19 protein-coding genes are annotated in these 18,920 nt (G+C 55.2%); 13 read left to right on the forward strand and 6 right to left on the reverse strand.

Annotated features, from left to right (window positions below; translation table 11 throughout):
• Nucleotides 1-22: 22 nt before the first annotated feature.
• The 7 genes from GOX45_RS19605 (at nucleotide 23) to GOX45_RS19635 (ending at nucleotide 4,612) form a co-directional block, all read left to right on the forward strand.
• Complete coding sequence (locus GOX45_RS19605) at nucleotides 23-928, forward strand: LysR family transcriptional regulator (protein ID WP_171103245.1); 906 nt, start codon at nucleotides 23-25, stop codon at nucleotides 926-928.
• A 186-nt stretch (nucleotides 929-1,114) separates the two neighbouring features.
• On the forward strand, nucleotides 1,115-1,486 hold the full coding sequence (locus GOX45_RS19610; RefSeq protein ID WP_171103248.1) for a YciI family protein: 372 nt from the start codon (nucleotides 1,115-1,117) through the stop codon (nucleotides 1,484-1,486).
• Nucleotides 1,487-1,489: 3 nt separating this feature from the next.
• A complete protein-coding gene (locus GOX45_RS19615; protein WP_171103250.1) occupies nucleotides 1,490-2,725 on the forward strand; it encodes an RNA polymerase sigma factor in 1,236 nt (411 codons plus the stop codon).
• Between the two features lie 68 nt (nucleotides 2,726-2,793).
• Nucleotides 2,794-3,186 carry a VOC family protein gene (locus GOX45_RS19620; RefSeq protein ID WP_171103252.1) on the forward strand — a complete coding sequence of 131 codons (393 nt, stop codon included), beginning with the start codon at nucleotides 2,794-2,796 and terminating at the stop codon, nucleotides 3,184-3,186.
• A gap of 20 nt (nucleotides 3,187-3,206) precedes the next feature.
• Nucleotides 3,207-3,605 (forward strand): MAPEG family protein, encoded by a 399-nt coding sequence (locus GOX45_RS19625; RefSeq protein ID WP_171103254.1) that lies wholly within the window; start codon nucleotides 3,207-3,209, stop codon nucleotides 3,603-3,605.
• Complete coding sequence (locus GOX45_RS19630) at nucleotides 3,605-3,949, forward strand: TfoX/Sxy family protein (protein WP_171103256.1); 345 nt, start codon at nucleotides 3,605-3,607, stop codon at nucleotides 3,947-3,949. Before GOX45_RS19625 ends, GOX45_RS19630 begins: the two co-directional genes overlap by 1 nt.
• A gap of 12 nt (nucleotides 3,950-3,961) precedes the next feature.
• Nucleotides 3,962-4,612, forward strand: coding sequence for a DUF2461 domain-containing protein (locus tag GOX45_RS19635; protein WP_171103258.1), 651 nt, complete (start codon nucleotides 3,962-3,964; stop codon nucleotides 4,610-4,612).
• Between the two features lie 70 nt (nucleotides 4,613-4,682).
• On the opposite strand, the gene GOX45_RS19640 is transcribed toward GOX45_RS19635, so the two are convergent.
• Both GOX45_RS19640 and GOX45_RS19645 read right to left on the reverse strand, forming a co-directional pair.
• Nucleotides 4,683-5,405 carry a response regulator transcription factor gene (locus GOX45_RS19640; RefSeq protein WP_171103260.1) on the reverse strand — a complete coding sequence of 241 codons (723 nt, stop codon included), beginning with the start codon at nucleotides 5,403-5,405 and terminating at the stop codon, nucleotides 4,683-4,685.
• Nucleotides 5,386-6,585: a sensor histidine kinase gene (locus GOX45_RS19645; protein ID WP_254444422.1), complete on the reverse strand. Its 1,200-nt coding sequence runs from the start codon at nucleotides 6,583-6,585 to the stop codon at nucleotides 5,386-5,388. The genes GOX45_RS19640 and GOX45_RS19645 overlap by 20 nt, the downstream gene beginning before the upstream one ends.
• 200 nt (nucleotides 6,586-6,785) lie before the next feature.
• Here GOX45_RS19645 and GOX45_RS19650 point away from each other — a divergent pair, with 200 nt between their 5' ends.
• The 6 genes from GOX45_RS19650 (at nucleotide 6,786) to GOX45_RS19675 (ending at nucleotide 14,184) form a co-directional block, all read left to right on the forward strand.
• Nucleotides 6,786-7,799, forward strand: coding sequence for a substrate-binding domain-containing protein (locus GOX45_RS19650; RefSeq protein ID WP_171103264.1), 1,014 nt, complete (start codon nucleotides 6,786-6,788; stop codon nucleotides 7,797-7,799).
• Between the two features lie 81 nt (nucleotides 7,800-7,880).
• Nucleotides 7,881-9,287 (forward strand): sugar ABC transporter ATP-binding protein, encoded by a 1,407-nt coding sequence (locus tag GOX45_RS19655; RefSeq protein ID WP_171103266.1) that lies wholly within the window; start codon nucleotides 7,881-7,883, stop codon nucleotides 9,285-9,287.
• Complete coding sequence (locus GOX45_RS19660; protein WP_171103268.1) at nucleotides 9,284-10,207, forward strand: ABC transporter permease; 924 nt, start codon at nucleotides 9,284-9,286, stop codon at nucleotides 10,205-10,207. Before GOX45_RS19655 ends, GOX45_RS19660 begins: the two co-directional genes overlap by 4 nt.
• Nucleotides 10,207-11,142, forward strand: a complete 936-nt coding sequence (locus GOX45_RS19665) for an ABC transporter permease (protein WP_171103270.1) — start codon at nucleotides 10,207-10,209, stop codon at nucleotides 11,140-11,142. Before GOX45_RS19660 ends, GOX45_RS19665 begins: the two co-directional genes overlap by 1 nt.
• Complete coding sequence (locus GOX45_RS19670) at nucleotides 11,139-12,038, forward strand: SMP-30/gluconolactonase/LRE family protein (RefSeq protein WP_171103273.1); 900 nt, start codon at nucleotides 11,139-11,141, stop codon at nucleotides 12,036-12,038. Before GOX45_RS19665 ends, GOX45_RS19670 begins: the two co-directional genes overlap by 4 nt.
• 256 nt (nucleotides 12,039-12,294) lie before the next feature.
• Nucleotides 12,295-14,184, forward strand: a complete 1,890-nt coding sequence (locus tag GOX45_RS19675; protein WP_171103275.1) for an SLC13 family permease — start codon at nucleotides 12,295-12,297, stop codon at nucleotides 14,182-14,184.
• On the opposite strand, the gene GOX45_RS19680 is transcribed toward GOX45_RS19675, so the two are convergent.
• The 4 genes from GOX45_RS19680 to GOX45_RS19695 form a co-directional block, all read right to left on the reverse strand.
• Nucleotides 14,173-15,438, reverse strand: a complete 1,266-nt coding sequence (locus GOX45_RS19680; RefSeq protein WP_171103277.1) for a flavin-dependent oxidoreductase — start codon at nucleotides 15,436-15,438, stop codon at nucleotides 14,173-14,175. The genes GOX45_RS19675 and GOX45_RS19680 overlap by 12 nt on opposite strands.
• A 65-nt stretch (nucleotides 15,439-15,503) precedes the next feature.
• On the reverse strand, nucleotides 15,504-17,000 hold the full coding sequence (locus GOX45_RS19685; protein ID WP_171103279.1) for a TRAP transporter large permease: 1,497 nt from the start codon (nucleotides 16,998-17,000) through the stop codon (nucleotides 15,504-15,506).
• Nucleotides 16,997-17,581 (reverse strand): TRAP transporter small permease, encoded by a 585-nt coding sequence (locus GOX45_RS19690; protein ID WP_171103281.1) that lies wholly within the window; start codon nucleotides 17,579-17,581, stop codon nucleotides 16,997-16,999. Before GOX45_RS19690 ends, GOX45_RS19685 begins: the two co-directional genes overlap by 4 nt.
• Before the next feature lie 58 nt (nucleotides 17,582-17,639).
• On the reverse strand, nucleotides 17,640-18,677 hold the full coding sequence (locus tag GOX45_RS19695) for a TRAP transporter substrate-binding protein (protein ID WP_171103284.1): 1,038 nt from the start codon (nucleotides 18,675-18,677) through the stop codon (nucleotides 17,640-17,642).
• Nucleotides 18,678-18,920: the final 243 nt, after the last annotated feature.

The raw sequence follows: 18,920 nt of genomic DNA on the forward strand, positions 1-18,920 counted from the left end.
AACAAATCTGAAATCCGCCGAGATGACACTCAAAATAGAAATGCTTCGCGGCTTTGTCGCAGTTGCTCGCCATGGAAACCTGACCGACGCAGCCATGACACTGAAACGGACACCTTCAGCCCTTTCAATGATGCTGAAGCAGTTCGAAACGCATCTAGGAGAACCGCTGTTTGAGACAGATCGAAAGAACAAGCTCACCGCGCTGGGAGAGTTTGTGTTCGAGCAAGCGGAAAAGGAATTACTGCACTTTGATAGCACGGTACGCGCCATCGAGAATTTTGCAAATTCGAAAATTGGACAGGTAAAAATAGCCACGGTTCCTTCCATAGCTGCGACGATAATCCCTCGAGCGTTTGCCAGAAATATCGGGGGCTACCAAAATGTTAGGATTGATCTGAGAGACATGGATTCGAAGTCGGTTCGACACGAGCTGCTTCGTGATCGCATCGATATCGGCATTGCCACTTTGGGGGCCAATGTTCCCGGCCTGCATGGTCAGGTTTTGCTTACTGACAGGTTTGGTGTGCTGTTACCGGTCGACCATCCGCTGGCTAACACCACGAGTCCCATAGGTTGGGACGCATTGAGGTCGCAGAACTTAATTGCAAACAGTCTTTCAGAAATTATCCCTGCCAATGAAGCGGCGGAGCTTCACGCCAGGTCGCTGTTTTCTGCTCATAATATTACCTCTATCCTTGGGATTGTTCGAGCCGGGATTGGCATCACAATCCTACCTGAACTTGCAGCGATTTCAGCGGTGCAGTGGAATTTGGTTTTTCGCCCGCTCGCAGATGAGACTGCCAAACGGCAGATTCACATCTTGCGCAAAGCTGGTGCGGTCTTGTCCCCCGCCGCGCGCAGGTTAGAGAACGACATTCTGGAAACGGCTGAAGATTTCGTCAAAGAGCGGCTCAGTCGCAGTTCGTGAGTTTGATGCCTTGCTTTTCCGGCTATTCGATAACGTTTTCAAGCTTCGAGTAGTTCTTTGCTGCGCTGTTGGGTGCTGTATGACATGGACCCCTACAGCGTGGCGTAGACAAATAAATATCGTCTGATGTCGGATTTGCAGGATTCGGAGCGTCCTTGCAGTGTACCAACAGTTAAGGAGGTTAGAATGATATTCGCGATCACGATTTATGGCGAAGCCGGAGTGTTTGAAGCTCTTCCAAAAGAGCGTCAGGACGAGGTGCTTGGTGGGCATACCGCGCTACAGGAGGTTTTGGCGCAGCGGGGAGAGTTTGTTTCGATCAAGCTGATGCCGCCGACTTCGGCTGTGATGGTCGAAGCAGCGGGGAACACAGGTGCGGCGCCCCTGATCACGGACGGCCCGTTTTCCGAGACGAAAGAGAGCTTTCTTGGCTTCTATGCCGCTGAATTCAAGGATCTTGATGAGGCGTTGGAATATGCAAAGATGATCTCTTCTCCGGTTGCGCGGCTTGAGGTGCGCCCTGTCGCCTGGGCAGGTGGCGCCATTTCTTCGGAATAGCAAATGTCGGACTGGCTTGAGGCCACATTCGTCCAACAACGCCCCCGCGCGATCGCGGCTCTGACGCGGGTGTTCCGGGATATAGATCTGGCCGAAGAGGCTTTTGCCGATGCCTGTGTAAAGGCCCTGACGGTCTGGTCGCAGGATGGTGCGCCTCGTGATCCGTTGGCTTGGCTTCTGACAACGGCGCGGAACGCTGGTTTGGATCGTTTGCGCAAATCCCGGCGGCGCGCAGAGATCCTGTCGCGCCATACCGAGGAATTTCAGCCAATGCCCGCAGAAACACCCGATCCGGACGAGTTGCGAGATGATGTCTTGCGCTTGCTGTTCATCTGCTGTCACCCCGAACTGGAACGGAGGGATCAGATTGCCATAGCGTTACGCGTTGTTGCGGGCCTGAGCGTGGAAGAAATCGCGCGAGGCTTTTTGGTCAAACCCAAAACGATGGAGCAGCGGATCACGCGGGCCAAAAAGAAAATTCTGAGCAACCGGGTTGCTTTTGAAACTCCAAGCCCAGCCGAGCGCGGGACGCGGCTGGGTGAAGTGTCGTTGATGATCTACCTGATGTTCAACGAAGGCTGGTCGACCTCGGCGGGCCCAACGCAGATGAAACTGACCCTGTGCGAAGAATCGATCCGGCTGGCCCGCTTGCTTGTGGACCTATTTCCGGCCATGGGCGAGCAAGCGGCTTTGTTGTCCTTGTTGTTGCTTCAGCATGCGCGGCGAGATGCGCGGATAGACGAGGCGGGAAAGCTTGTCGCACTTGATGATCAGGATCGAAACTTGTGGGATGGCGCCAACATCGCCGAAGCCATGGGATTGCTGCAAAAAGCGCAAAGGACCGGTCATCATGGGATTTATGTCATTCAGGCGACAATCGCTGCGGCGCATGCCCGTGCAAGGTCACCCGTGGACACCGACTGGACGCTGATCGAAAGCCACTACGCGGCGCTCTATGCACTACAGCCAACACCGGTGGTCCGGCTTAATCAGATCGCTGCACAAGCCAAAATCCACGGTCCTCACCATGCGCTTGAGGCGCTTGAGGCTTTGAAGCATGACCTGTCCGGTTATCGATGGTTTCATGCGATGCGGGGTGGGTTGTTGCAGGAAACGGGTGATCAGCGGGCGGCCATTGACGCCTTTGAGACGGTGTTGACACTTGCGCCAACTGAACCGGAACGTGTTGTGGTTAAAAACAAAATCAGGATCAGCCAAAAAATGTTGGATGAGATGTAGGTCGGCTTTCGGCTCGCGCGTCCTTGGATCAGACCCGCATGTGGCGGGCGCAACCAAGGGAGATACCCATGAGTATTCTTGAAATGACTGCAGTCGGCAACTCAGGTTGGATCGGACATTCCGGCCCCGATCAGAACAAGGCGAAGTCCTTCTATCGTGATGTCCTGGGGTGGACGATCAACGATATGCCGATGCAGGACGGATCCAGCTATTCCGCAGCCGTAGTGGGTGAGACGGCGATTGGAGGGTTTTCTCCGATGCCCGAGGACCAGGGCAGCTGGACGATCTTTTTCACTGTGGCCGATGTGGACGCAAGTGTTGATACGGCCAAGGCCAAAGGGGCCACGGTGGTTCAGCCGGCAATGGATATGCCCGGCGTCGGGCGGATGGCCACGCTGACCGACCCGCAAGGTGCCCGGTTCGCACTGATTACTTATGAAAGCATGGCTTCACAGGCATAGCGCAGAAGAGGAGCGATCAGATGGAACAGCTTCCCCAAATCGCATTGGGATTCACCGCAGTTTTTGTGTTGATGAGTATTCCAATGGCGCTTGCCGTTGGTGTGCGCCGCAGTAAAACCGGGATACTCCTGCTGCATGGTGCGGATGATGACCTGCTCAGGCTGATGCGTGCGCATGGAAATTTTGTCGAATATGTCCCGCTTGCGTTGCTGGCGCTTGCCGGAGCCGAAATTGTCGGAACCGCCCCCTGGCTGGTCTGGCTTTGTGGTGGGGCTTTGTTGCTTGCCCGCCTGATCCACTATTTCAGTCTGCGCTCTGCACCAGATGGGAAGGGGCGGGCGGTCGGTGCGGCGCTAACTACACTCACCATGCTGGTGCTGGCACTGGCCATCCTCTGGCATCTTGTCGTGGCCGGCTGATGCCTGTTGATCAAGCTCTCAACGCTCGCATACGTGACGCTTTGGCCACGTATGCGGGTATCTCGGAAAAACAGATGGTGGGTGGTCAGTGCTTCTTTTTGAACGGTAACATGTTGTGTGGTGCACGGTTGCATAAGGATGGTGTTGGCCGGTTCATGTTTCGAGTTGGCAAAGCGAATGAAAGCTTGGCTTTGCAGGACGTAAGCGCCCAACCGGTGATCCACGGGGGCCGCAAACTTGGGGGTTTCGTGACCGTAAACGCCGCCGAATGTGACGGTCCCTCGCTCGACCGATGGCTAGAGCTTTGTCTAGGTCATGCCGCCGCGCTTCCGGCTAAGAGTTGAATGGAGTTTTAGATGACACGATTTGACAGTTTCAAGCCTGAAGCGCTTGTCTTTCTTAAGGATCTGAAGGCCAACAACAACAAAGAATGGTTTACATCGCACAAGGCCGTTTACGAGGCCCAAATAAAGGGTCCCGGTCAGGACTTTGCTGCAGACATGTGCGCAGCGTTGCAAGAGCTGACTGGACGTCCGCACAGCAGCAAGATCTTTCGAATCTATCGCGATGTCCGGTTCTCCAAAGACAAGACACCCTATAACGCGCATCTGCATATCGCTTTCAAGCCTGAAGAAACTGCGGCTCAACCGCCGATGTGGTTTTTTGGCCTTTCACCTGAAAAACTGTCTCTTGGCTGTGGAGTTTTTCAATATGAAAGACAGGCGCTGGCCGAGTTTCGTAAAGCGATGGCTGGGCCAAAAGGGGCTAAGCTGATCCAGCTTACTGACCGGATGCACAATGAAGGTTTCAGGGTGGGTGAGCCCGAGCTGCAACGAGTTCCTGCAGGTTTTGAAAAAGATCACCCTAATAAAGACGCTCTGCGGCGGAAGGGATTTAGCGTGTGGAATGACACCCAGACGCCCGGTTTTGCAACCGAGCCAAAGCTTGTGGCGCGAACAATAGCGGTGTTTTCGCAGTTAATGCCTGTTTTCCGGTTGCTTACCTGATTTGACCAGCAAGCAGTTGTTGGCGATTGGTCTTCGACCAAACCCCTTTTTTGGCCGGATGGCGCAGTCTTTACTTTGCGCGTTGACGGCTCATCCAAAGTTGCAAGTCACGGTCGGCCTCTTCGAGAATCTCGGAATTGATCAGCTTACGGATCAGGGCATTCGTGACTGTGCGCATTCGTTTATTCAAACCAATCCCGCAATCGCTATCAGGATCTTCGCCCAGCTTTTCGTATAGCGTCGTGAGCCTATTCTGTACGGTGCGCAATGATAGCCCGCGTCTTTCTGCGATGGCCTTGTCCGGCAGGCCGATGGCGACATCCAGAAGGATGGCATGCTCGACTTCTGTCAACGCGTCAGGAGACCGTATTTGTGAGCTTTGGAGCGAGTGAACCTCGCGGTCGATCATCACCTGTCCTTCGAAAAGCACAGCTCGCAAGGCAAGTGCCAGACGTTCTGACGACGCGGTCTTGAGCACATAGCCATAGGCCGCCGCGTCCGGTACGATCCGCGAAATGCCGCGCAGATAGGCTTCATCCGAATAGTTCGACCAAAACAGCACGCGCGTATCGGGACGTTCGCCCCAGATAACGCGCGCCGCGTCGATGCCGCTGCGATCCTTCATCCGAAGATCCATCACGACCGCGGGTATTTGTTCTGCACGCGCCAGCGTCTCGGCTTCGCGACCGTCCTGGGCAACGTCCACGCGGGCAGATGAACCGAATGTCGCAGTGATTTGGTCGCGCAAATACGCGAGGTGCATTTTGTCGTCTTCAACCAAAAGAATGTGCATGTCTCAACTCCGACAGAATTTCCGGCTCAAGACGAATTCCAATTTCGGTTCCGTCTTTATCTTTGACTTCAAATGACGCTCCGATGAGCTGAGCACGCGTCTGCATATGGTTAATCCCTCCCAAACGAGCGTCAACACGCGCTTTAAACGATCCGTTGTCGCGAATGGTCATAGCCAAAGTGCCTTCGGGTGATTGGCTGACAAGAACGTTGATTTGGGAGGCTTGGGCGTGTCGCAATGTGTTATTGATCGCTTCTTGCGATATCCGGAAAAGCGCTGTTCTCACCGTATCGCGCAGCTTGTCAATCTCGCCATTGGTTTGATCCTCATACTGGAAAGTAAGACCAGCCACCGCGCCGCCAGCGCTTTCGAAATGCGACCGCACCGCTTCTTCGAAACCAAACAATTCCAGAATAGAGGGGATCGAACTGTCTATAATCTCGCGCAGATGCTGGATGCATGCGTGCATGTCGCTGCGCAGGTCCGCTGTTTCAGATTCGGTCATTTCAGGTGTAAGACGGCGCGCCAGCCGCGTAAGTTCGGCCAGAGTCTGATCATGCAGATCCATACCGATGCGCTGTCTTTCAGCTTCGAGCGCGTGGGTAAGGCGCAAGGCCCCAACCCTTAATCCTTCTTGTTTGCTTTCTGCGCGGGCGCGTCTGACAGCCTGCCGCCGGGCATCTTCCGAAGATCGCAAAGCAAAGAAATAGGGTGCCAGGATATCAGCCAGGATCTTGACCTTTTGCAGATTTTCTTCGGTGTAATAGTCAACCTGGCGCGACGAACAATTCAGCGCACCAACAGTGCGACCGAGGACTTTCATCGCGACATTGATACGGCTTCGCAACCCGTGTTGAGTAATCGGCCCGCTTATTGCACCTGGAAAAATGTAACGAGAATCCTTGGTGGCATCCCCCGATAGCATCGAGTCTGTCTTTCCCAGCAGTACATCGCGGACCGGAGACCGAGACACCAACGTCCGTCTGGTGCTCCAGAACGTGCTCAAACCCACTTCATAGGAACGATTGGTGCGATTGGCCTCGTCCATCAGACAAATGTCCAGATGGTCTACGGTGATAATCTTGTCGATCTCGGCCTTGACCGCCCGCAACGCAGATTGAATGTCGACCTCACCTGCAAGGTGGTTCGAAATGCGTAGGAAATACTCAAGCTCGGACACATGCATTCTCCTCCTGATACCAAGCTTAGACGAAAGCTTACCCCGGGTCTTGCGTTTCACCTCATGGGTTTTGCGGGAAACCGCAATTGACCTGCGACTGCTACCCTGATGCTGGCGGGCGATTGCCGCTAGCTTTGGCCTGACGCGAGGAGGCGTTAGGAAGAATTTCTGCGGCTTCGACCGCACATGGGAGGAACATGATGAAGACGATTGCCAAACTGTTTACGGTTACAGCTGCCTTGGCGATGACCACAGCTTTGCCCGTTGCGGCTGATACATCGGGAAAGAGTATTGCGCTTTCCAATAACTATGCGGGCAACAGTTGGCGTCAGGCTATGCTGGAAAGCTGGTCCAAAGTCACCGGCGCTGCGGTGGCCGATGGGGTTGTGAAGGCTGCGGATGCGTTTACCACGTCTGAAAACCAAGCCACTGAACAAGCGGCCCAGATACAAAACATGATCTTGCAGGGTTATGATGCGATCGTTCTGAACGCTGCATCGCCAACCGCGATCAACGGTGCCGTGAAAGAGGCCTGCGATGCAGGTATCACGGTTGTATCCTTTGACGGGATCGTCACTGAACCCTGTGCATGGCGCATCGCGGTGGATTTCAAGCAAATGGGTCGAAATCAGGTGAAATACCTGGCCGAACGCTATCCTGACGGCGGCAACCTGCTGGAAATCCGTGGCCTGGCCGGGGTTTTTGTCGACGATGAAATCAGCGCAGGCATTCACGAAGAGGTCGCGAACACCAATTTTGAGATCGTTGGGTCGGTTCACGGTGACTGGGCACAAGATGTCGCGCAGAAAGCTGTGGCTGGCATTCTGCCCAGCTTGCCCGAGTTGACGGCGGTTGTGACACAGGGCGGCGACGGATATGGCGCTGCGCAGGCGATTGCTGCAGCCAATCGTCCGACACCCACCATCGTGATGGGCAACCGTCAGGACGAACTTGCCTGGTGGGCCGAGCAGAAGGCCGCAAACGGGTATGAGACAACGTCGCTCTCCATCGCACCTGGGGTTAGCACATTGGCCTTTTGGGTGGCACAACAGATCCTGGATGGTGCCGATGTTCCGAAAGATCTGACAGTTCCGTTCCTGACCATCGAACAGGACGGATTGGAAGCCGCGCTTGAAACGACACCGGTCGGCTCTGTTGCCAATGTGGAGTATTCTCTCGAAGACGCGAAGGCCGTCATCGACGCCAGCCAATAGTCCCGAGGGCATATTTTGACAGACCTCAACACAAGACCCGGCGCCGCAGTGGCGCCGGTTGTATCGCTTGACGGCGTACATATGTCGTTCGGACCTGTGCACGCATTGGTCGATGCGCGATTTGAACTTTGGCCGGGTGAATGCGTCGGCCTTGTCGGACATAACGGGGCGGGCAAGTCCACGTTGGTCAATGTGATCAACGGGCGCCTCACTCCAACCCAGGGTAAAGTTCGGTATTCCGGCCACGGCGGTCAATCCGACGCGGCCACTGGTGCGCAGGAAGCCGGTATCAGGAGTGTATTCCAGGAACTGTCTCTCTGCCCAAATCTTACCGTCTTGGAGAACCTGCGCATCCCGTATCGCAACATGCCGCGCAAGGCGTGGCGCCGGGAAGCGCGGCGCATGGTGCTGGCGGCGTTGGACGAAGTTTTCCCGGATCACGGGATATCGGCTGATGCAGTTGTCGGCGATCTCAGCATTGCGGAACGGCAGATGGTTGAAATCGCCATTGCTTTCGCCGAGCGAGATACTGAACCGGCATTGGTGATCCTGGACGAGCCGACATCGTCACTGGATGCCGCCATCGCGCAGCAATTGCTGAGCCATATCAAAAAATTCTGTGCGGCAGGCGGCACGATTATCTTTATCTCGCATCTGTTGGGCGAAATCTTTGAGGTGGCCACGCGAATTCTGGTGATGAAAGACGGTCGCGTGACGCAGGACAAACAGGCCAATGCCTTTACCCGCGACAGCTTGGTCGATGCCATGGGCCATGTTGTCGAAACCTCAGGTCGTACGCAAAGTGCAAGGCAACGCCGGGCGGTTGGAGAAGAAGTTGCCAGGCTCAACAATGGCATGACGGTTCACGCAGGCGAGATTGTGGGCCTTGCCGGGCTTGCCGGGCACGGGCAGGCCGAGGCACTGGCACGGTTCTACATGTCTCGTGCTTCCGTCTGGCGCAGTACTAAGACCCCCGAAGTGGCCTTTGTCGCGGGTGACCGTACCCGTGATGGTGTGATGCCTTTGTGGTCGATCCTGAAGAACCTCAGCCTGATGACGCTGCGCGAGTTCAGCCAAAACGGTTTGGTCAATCGCAGCGAAGAAGACAGGCTCTATGAAACTTGGAAAGAGCGGATCAAAATCAAGGCCAATAACCCGCTGGACCCGATCCTGTCGCTGTCTGGCGGCAACCAGCAGAAAGTGCTTTTTGCCAAAGCTCTGGCTTCGTCGGCGCCGATAGTGATCATGGATGACCCGATGCGCGGCGTCGATATCGGCACCAAGAAAGAGGTCTATTCCATGATCCGTGCCGAGGCTGACACTGGGCGCAGCTTTCTTTGGTATTCGACTGAAACAGAAGAAGTGCTGGAATGCGACCGGGTCTATGTTTTTCGCGATGGTGAGATTTCGGCCGAGCTGACAGGTGACATGATCACCGAGGAAAACCTGCTGCGCGCTTCGTTTGAGTTACAGGAGGCCACTGCGTGACACGGGATCAACTTCGTATCCTGCTGCCAGTGCTGTCACTGGCCGTTTTGTTGGCCGCGGTGTTCTATCTGCAGCCCCGAACGATGAGCTATTTCGGCCTGAACCTGCTCTTCAACCTCGCGATACCGGTCGCTTTGGCGACTATTGCGCAGATGATGATCATCATGGTCAACGATATCGACCTGTCGATCGGCACATTTGTCAGTTTCTGCGCCTGTGTCACGGCAACCTTTGTCCATGACACGCCGCTGTTGGGCTATTCCATTCTTGCCATTGCGATCCTGGCTTATTCTGCCATCGGGGCTGTGATCCATGCCCGGGGTTTGCCTGCGATTGTCGTGACATTGGGGATGTCCTTTGTTTGGTCCGGCCTTGCCGTTCTGATTTTGCCGTCACCTGGCGGTGCATCGCCAGAATGGTTGCAGACATTGATGAAATCCAAACCGCCTCTGGTGCCTATGGCAATCATCGCTGCCACCTTGATCGCTCTTGTGACGCATCTTTTCGTAAAGCGTTCGTCTTTTGGAGTTGTGCTGCAAGGCGTCGGTGGGAACGAGCGCGCTTTGGAACGTGCCGGGTGGTCGATTGTAAAACTCAAGGCGACAGCCTACGGGATCGCTGGTCTTTTTGGTGCCTTGGCCGGAATGGCTTTGGTGGGGCTGACGACATCTGCGGATGCCAACATCGCCTTGCGCTATACTTTGCTTTCGATTGCCGGCGTTATCTTGGGTGGGGGTGAGTTCACCGGTGGACGGGTCTCACCGATCGGAGCCGTGATCGGTGCTTTGACGCTGACGCTTGCCGCAAGTTTTCTTTCCTTCCTGCGCCTGTCGCCCGATTGGCAGATCGGAGCACAGGGGGCGATCCTCATTCTTGTTTTGGCAGTGCGGCTGCTGGTGTCCCGCCGGGAGGAACGCTGATGTCTGGCTTGAGTCAAAAACCGTGGATCTGGTCTTATTTGGCGGCACTTGCGGCCTTTGGCGCAACGATGATCGTCTCGGGCGGGCAGGGCGGCGGGTCGCTTTTCTTCGCGGCGCTGACCTTTGCGTCCTTTGCCGTCATTGTGGGTGTTGGGCAGATGTTTGTGATCACGCTGGGCCCCGGCAATGTTGATCTGTCCATTCCCGCCACCATGACACTGGCGGCGACACTGGCGCTCAAGTTCATGGATACCAATACAAGCCTTATGCTGCCGGGGCTTTTGATCGCACTGGGAATTGGAACAGCCTGTGGCATCTTCAATTTCGGTCTGATCCTGCTTTTGCGTATCCCGCCGATTATCGCGACGCTGTCTTCGTCTTTCCTATTTCAGTCCCTGGCCATCTGGTCCAACCGGGGGCTGCGGATCAAGCCGCCTGAACCATTGGCTGATTTTGCAACGGGTGGACTGGTGATCCCGAACCTTGCACTGGTTGCCATCGGTGTTGCTGTGGTTGCTTGGATCGTACTTGAACGCGCAATTGTGGGGCGCTGGATTCTGGCCACTGGCCAGAACATGCGAGCTGCGCAACTTAGCGGAGTACCGGTCAATGGTGTGCGCTTTGGCGTTTATGTTGCATCGGCCATCCTTGCATCACTTTCTGGGTTTCTGCTGGCGAATTTCTCGGGTGGAGCAAACCTGAATATGGGGGCCGAGTACATGTTGACCTCAATCGCTGTGGTCGTGATCGGCGGCAGTTCCATCGCGGGTGGCAATTCAAATGTGCCCGGCGTTTGTGGGGCAGCCCTGTTTATGTTCCTGTTGGTCTCAATGCTGAACAGTTATGGATTTGGGGCTGGTGCGCGACTGATCCTTACCGGAGTAATCATCATGATGGTTGTAGTCTTTGCAAGTAAACGAAAGTACGCAGCATGAAGGCCGAATATGACATCGTCGACTCTCGTTTCCTGGATTTGATCCTTCACAACGTCCAACTCATGCAACTGTCCAGCGGTCATATGTGGACCGAAGGCCCGGTATGGGTCCCCGCTCATCAATGCTTGTATTTCTCCGACATTCCTAACCAAAGGATTCATCGTTGGACACCGGATGGGCAGATCACAGTCTTTCGCGAAAATTCGGGATTTGCCAATGGCAACACACTAGATGCCGAAGGGAGGTTGATTACCTGCCAGCATGGGACACGCAGCGTAACCCGAACCAACCACGACGGATCGATTGAGACCCTGGCCGACAAATATGGTGAAAAACCTCTGAACTCTCCGAACGACGTTGTCGTCAAAGCAGACGACACCATTTGGTTCACCGACCCGACCTATGGGATCATGGGCAATTACGAAGGCAAACGCGCTGTCCCGGAACAAGCTGCCAGATCCGTTTTTTGCTTTGATCAAACGACCGGATCGACAAAAGCAGTCATCGACTCCTTTGCGCAGCCTAACGGGCTTGCTTTTTCTCCAGATGAGACGCGTTTGTATATCGCTGACTCCGGTGCCAGTCATGATCGTTCGGTCCCCTCAACCGTCTATGTTTGCGATGTGACCGCAGACAATACGCTCTCTGAGCGCGCCGTATTCGCTGAAATTAAACCGGGTATACCGGATGGCTTGCGTGTCGATTGCCATGGAAACGTCTGGATTTCCTCTGCTGATAGCGTGCAGTGTTTCGATCAAGATGGAAAACTGCTTGGACGGATTTTTGTGCCCGAGGTTGTATCCAACCTTGAATTTGGCGGCCCAAGGAACACGCACTTGTTCATCACAGCAACCACCAGCCTCTATGCCATTCACGTGAACACACAGCGGAGTTGAACGAAGATGCCAGAGTACAGATTTGTATCGGGTCGCCACTTCGAGTTTCAGTGACATCGCCAAAGGCAGTGTTTTGAGCTCTGTCCAGTTTGGTAGGGTCTTTACGATGCGTAAAAGCGCATATCTATCAGAACGCTACCCTCTTTGACTGCGCACATATCTTTGCCTCGAATTTGGGAACTGGCAAAGCAAAACTGTTGGATTGGCCCTATGCGGAATTGGAAACCCTCGCTAGACTTGTGCTCAAGGATAGACGATGGAAACAACAATACTGACTTTCGAAATGATGGTGGTCCTTGGACTGCTGGCATTGACCGTATTTCTCTTTGTTTCGGAAATAATTCGCATTGATCTGGCGGCGATCCTGGTTCTGGTGATCCTGGGCGTGCTCAGCACACTGCCGGGTCTTGAAAGCCTCGCCAGCCGGTCCGAGCTTTTCTCAGGCTTCTCCTCAAACGCGGTTATCTCGATCATCGCTGTGATGATCATCGGGGCGGGGTTGGACAAAACCGGTCTAATGTCGAAGGTTGCCGCACTGATCCTGAAACGCGGGGGAACAACCGAGGCCAGGATCATCCCCATCGTCTCGGGCACCGTGGGTGTCATCAGTTCGTTCATGCAGAATGTTGGCGCTGCCGCGTTGTTCCTGCCTGTCATCAGCCGCATATCGGCACGCACTGAAATTCCCATGAGCCGCCTGGCCATGCCGATGGGGTTTTGCGCCATCCTTGGCGGGACGATCACGATGGTCGGCTCTTCCCCGTTGATTTTGCTGAATGATCTGCTGATCTCGGCCAATCGCAGCTTGCCCGCAGATCATCAAATGGAGCCTTTTGGTTTGTTTTCCGTCACACCCATCGGAGTGATGCTGGTGCTGACCGGGGTTTTGTATTTCGTTTTGTTGGGCCGATGGATACTGCCCGGTAAACGGGCGCGAGGCGAGGATGCGGGTGCTGCGCGTTCGATGCAGACCTATATCGAGAATACCTATGGGCTGCGCGCCGATATGTTCGAGGTGCGCGTGCCCGAAGGGTCGATCCTGATCGGTCAGACGCTGGCCGATATCATGGTGGCGCATCACATCTATATTCTGGGGACCTCCTTTCGCGGTCACAAGGTCATCGCGCCAATGGCCGATACCACAATCGAAGCGCCTGCGCGTCTGGCTGTTCTGGGTCTGCGACGGGTGCTGCATGACGAATTCGCCGAGCCTTATGGCCTGGAAATCCTGCCCGGTCTGGACGTGTTTGCCGATGATTTTGCCGCCACTGAATCTGGCGTGGCCGAAGTGGTTATCCCACCCGGTTCCAGCGTCATCGGGCGATCCCCGATCGAGCTACGCTTGCGTCAAACCCATGGCTTGTCGGTTCTGGCAATACACCGGGGCGAAGGAACTCTGAGCCATGTTGAAACCGAAGACCACGAGGCTACCCATATCGGCGAAGTCAATCTTCAGGCCGGTGACACTCTGGTGGTTCATGTCCAATGGGAACGATTGACGCGTTTGAAATCAGATCAGGATTTCGTGGTCGTGACCTCAGACTTTCCGCAAGAAGAACTGCGCCCGCACAAAGTGAACTGGGCGCTTGGGTTCTTCTTGTTGACGCTGTGCCTGATCCTGTTCACAGACCTGTTGTTGTCGCTTGCGTTGCTGACAGGTGCCGTCGGTATGATCCTGTCGCGCGTGCTGTCCATTGACGAAGCCTATGAAGCTGTCAGTTGGAGTACCGTTTTCCTTTTGGCCTCGCTGATCCCGTTGGGTATGGCGGTGCAAAACACCGGTACAGCTGCCTGGATCGCCGAAAAGATCCTGTCGCTGCTGGATGGCTGGCCCTTGTGGTCGCTCCAGGCGGGACTGGCAATATTGGCCACGATCTTTACGCTTGTGATGTCAAATGTGGGTGCCACGGTCCTGCTGGTACCCTTGGCGGTATCCATCGCGATTTCATCCGGTGGTGATCCGGCGGTTTTTGCGTTGACGGTTGCGATCTCGACCTCAAACTCGTTCCTGATCCCGACACATCAGGTGAATGCGCTGATCATGGGGCCTGCGGGTTATCGCGTTGTGGACTTTATCCGCTCGGGCGGGATCATGACCATTCTGTTCCTGATTGTGTCCATGATTGGCCTGACGCTATTTGTCTGAGGAAAGCCTGATCAGCGAGACCTGTGCGTTGGTGTCGTCTACAGTCAGATGCGCGAGCCGTTTGAATCCATCCGCATGGGCCTGACGCTCGGCCATCGGTAATAGATTATCAAGCTTTGAGAAATCGCCACCGCATCGGTCCTCGGCCATCTGCATGATCGCATCCGGGCCGCCAGATCCGCGATTGGCGTGGGTGACTGCGTTAGCCATCGGGCGCACGGCTTGCTCATATCTCAGCGCCGCAGCGTGACCAGGGCCCAGATCCTGAATGGCCGCGCCAAGCGTGCGCGCGTCAATGATGGCCTGGCTCGCACCGCTTGATCCAACCGGATAGGTGGCATGTGCGGCATCACCGATCAGAGTGACGGCCCCGTCGGTCCAGGTGTCCACAGGCTCAAGATCGACCATAGGGTACTCAAATACCGCCTCGGCTTCCGCGATCAACGCGGGAATATCGATCCAGTCGAAATCCCAATCGGTGAAGTCATCTGCAAAACGGGCAGGGTCAACCCGGCGGTTCCAGTCCTCTTTCTCGATTGTCGAGCTTGGGTCGACCCGCATTTCTGCGATCCAGTTGATAACGGTCCTGCCATCATCCGGGTTTGGCTGCGAAATCGGATAGGACACAAAGCGCTGCGTGTCATTCCCCGCCAGAATCATCGAGGCACCGGACAGGAAGGGTTTCGCAATCGTTGTGCCGCGCCACATGATCCCACCGCCCCAAACCGGAGGGCCTTGATCTGGGTACATCTGCGCGCGAACCGCCGAATGGATACCATCGGCTGCAACCACCATGGATCCCAACACGCTGTCGCGACCATCGGAGCCGCGCAGGATCAGCTCTGCGCCATCGCCTCTGTCCGCAAATCCTTCGACATCACATCCAAACGCAACAGACGCTTCACCGCAGCGTTGCAGCACCTCCTCCAGCAATTGCATTTGAAGATGACCACGGTGAACCGAATATTGAGGCCATTTATAGCCTGCAAATCGACCGCGTGGTTCGGTCCAGATCTCGACACCGGTCCTAGTATAGAAGCCGTAATCGCGAGTCTGAATACCGACCCGGTCCAACAGCGGTTCGAGCCCCAGGTCGAATAATTCCCGCACTGCCGGGGGTTGCAAGTTGATGCCCACGCCAAGCGGCTGTGGTCGCTTTACTTTTTCATAAATGCGAAACGGAATACCAATTTGGTGCAAGGTCAGACCCATCGTCAGGCCTGCGATGCCAGCTCCTGCAATCAGCACAGTCACTGTGGGGACCTCTTTCCGGGTCTGTGTACTCTCTGACGGGAATAGCACATGATCTCGGACCGCCTCTAAATAGGGATTAGCATGAGTGTGATCGCTGGAAAGGCAAGCAATATCCCGACACGGATCAAATCAGAGCCCACGAAATAGAGCACGGCCCGATAGGTCTCGGTCATTGGTGTTTCCCGATCCATCGCGTTGATGACAAACAGGTTCATGCCCACAGGAGGGGTGATCAACCCGACCTCAACCACAATCAGCACAAGAATGCCAAACCAGATGGCTGTTTGTTCGATATTCACCCGGTTGAAGGCTCCGGTGGACGCTCCGCGCAGCCCCAGTTCACGGGCCATCTCGCGGCTAAGTTCTTGGCCTGAAGCCAACAAGGCTTGGGCCTCGGCCAAGGCGGCTGCGGGGATTTCTTTGCCAGAAGCAATCAAATCATCCAAGCGCGCAGACTGGAACTCGACCAAAGAAACAAGACCGAAATCAAGTCCTTGCACGATAGGCCAAAAGATCGGGATCGTCAGAAGGATCATCGACAGGCTGTCCATGAAACAGCCCAGGATCAGATAAAACACTAGGATCACAAGGATGATTGTGACCGGTGCGAACCCGCTGTTTGAAACCCATTCGGCGGCAGCCTGCGGCATCTGGGTCAGCGCCAAAAAGCCATTATAGAATGCAGCCCCCAGGATGATAAAAAAGATCATCGCGGTGGATTTGGCGGTGACCACAAAGCTTTCGCTCAGACTGGCGCGGGTCAGTCCGCCAGCAAACCAGGCAATAACAGCTGTGCCAAACGCACCGATGGCCGCCCCTTCGGTTGGGGTGAACCACCCCAGATAGATACCGCCCACAACCAGCGAAAAGACCAAAAGCACCGGCCAGACATCAAACAACGCTCGAAAACGTTCTCCGTAAGGCATCCTTTCACGCGTTCCCGCCGAACCGGGATTAACGCGGACATAGACCGAAATAGCAATCATATAGCCGATGGCCGCCAGAATGCCGGGGATGAAAGCGGCCAGGAACAGTTTGGCAATGTTCTGTTCGGTTATGATGGCATAGATCACCAATACCACCGAGGGCGGTATCAGGATGCCCAATGTTCCACCCGCTGCAAGCGTAGCGGTCGAGAAACCACCCGAATAGCCATAGCGTTTCAATTCTGGCAGCGCGACACGGCTCATGGTGGCTGCGGTCGCTAGAGATGATCCGCAGATAGCCCCGAACCCCGCGCAGGCCCCCACGCTGGCCATGGCCACACCCCCTTTGCGGTGACCCAGCCAGCTTTCAGCGGATTTGAACAAGGCCTGGCTCATCCCGCCCAGCGTCGCGAAATGGCCCATCAGCAGGAACATCGGGATGATCGACAGGGAATAGTTAGAAAAGGTCGTATAGGTCTCGGTCCTTAGCCGTCCGACGGCGATGTTGGTGTCACCCGTCATCAGGATGATGCCTACAAACCCGGTCACGAACATCGCCAGACCGATCGGCACGCGCACAAAAATCAGCGCAAGAAGCGCCGGAAAGGACCACAGTCCAATGGCAATGTCGCTCAAGAGTTTTGCCTTTCGTCAGAAAGAGGGTTGTCTCGGCCTGCGATGACCTCGCCGGCGCGCAACACGGCCATGTAGATCCCTACAAGGGCGGCAATCCACATCGCGACGATGCTTGCGGCATAGGACCACCAGACCGGAAACTCCAGCAACAGGGTAGTCTGACCGGACCGGAATTTGCTGAGCCCACCCAAGGTCAGTTGCCAGGCCAGCAGAACCAGCACGGCGGCAAACAAGAGCTCGGTCAACAAGCTCAGCAACCTGTTCGCCGGGGCAGGTAGTCTTGAGGCGAAGATATCGACAGAAGCATGGGCGCCAGTGATCTGGCAAATTGGAAGAAAGGCAAAGATCGCAAAGGCCATTCCGGCTTCGACAATTTCGAAATCACCGTTGACTGGACCAATCCCCAAGGCCAGTAGCCAATCGGCAATACCCGGAGCAAAGCTTTGCATTGCATCGCCGTGCAAAACGCCATTCAGCAAGCGCCCGGCGACCGAGACGCACACAATCAGGATCAACGCAGCCAAGGTGATCCCGCCCAAATGCGCTAGCAGACGAGCAAGCCTAAAGACAAAAGCGTGCATATTCAGAATTCACCCCAAGCCTCGCCAGCGCCCGATGACGGGCGCTGGATCAGGAGGATTACATTTTCGCGTTTGCGCCTTTGCACTCACCGCTCATCAACCCTTTGGCGCGGTCGATCAATGCCTGGCCGTCCATACCTTTTTCTCCAAGATCAGCGATCCAGTTTTCATAGATCGGCGCGGCCAGTTCCTTCCATTCCTCAGTGTCCGAGATGGTGATGATCGTGTTGCCCGCGTCCACCGCAACCTCACGCGCCGGGCCATCGGCATCCGCCTGCGTGCCACCAGCAAAGACCGAAAAATCCATTCCGGAATTGGCGTCGATTACTGCCTTGTTTTCATCCGATAGGCCCTCATACAACGCTTTGTTCATGGCCAGAACAAAAGTCAGGGTATAGAGAGAGGGTCCCTCGAATTCGGTATGGTTTTCAACAAGTTCAGGTATTTTCAACGCTGGTGTGACCTCCCACGGGATAGTGGTTCCGTCAATCACACCTTTCGAGAGTGCTTCGGCGATTGCGGGAACGGGCATGCCAACCGGTGTTGCGCCCGCTTCGGACAGAAGATCGTTCACAAGGCGCGATCCACCACGGATCTTCATGCCCTCCAGATCAGCTGGTGTTTCGACCGGATCAGCGGTGTGGAACATACCCGGGCCGTGTACCCAAGTGCCCAGGATCTGAACGTCACTGAATTCACCGTCTTTCATGCTTTCTTCAAAGATCGTCCAATAGGCGCAGGACGCTGCGCGGGCATCTTCGACCATGAAAGGCAGCTCGAATACCTCAGTCGATGGGAAACGCCCGGGCGTATAGCCGACCACTGTCCAGGTAATATCATCGACACCATCAATCACACGATCCAGCAATTCGGGCGGCTTGCCCCCCAGTTGCATGGTCGGGAAACGATCAATCTTGATGCGCCCTTCGGACTCGGCCTCGATCTTGTCGGCCCAGACATCCAAAATGAGACGCGGCACATTGGCCTGCGCGGGCAAGAAGTGATGCAGTTTGAGCGTGACTTCTTGTGCCGTTGATGCGGTTGCCATCACCGCTGCCAGTGAAACGCCCCCAAGGAACGCTTTAAGATGTTTCATGATGTCCTCCCATTATTCAGTCGGGGTCTGAGCAGCTTAGACCCGCAAAGACCAATAAACCCATTATTTGATAATCCACAACTAATTGGATGAGTCACTTACTTCTTATTTCGAGGTTCTGGGCAGGAAACGGAGTGAGGAACCCACTTGTCAGGTCATCGCATGCCATTTGGGTCGCAACCTTATTGAGACGCGAAACCCTTGGTATACGCCTTTGACGACACAGGCACTAAATGGGATCCC

The organism is Ruegeria sp. HKCCD7255 (assembly GCF_013031565.1).
GTDB lineage: Bacteria > Pseudomonadota > Alphaproteobacteria > Rhodobacterales > Rhodobacteraceae > Ruegeria.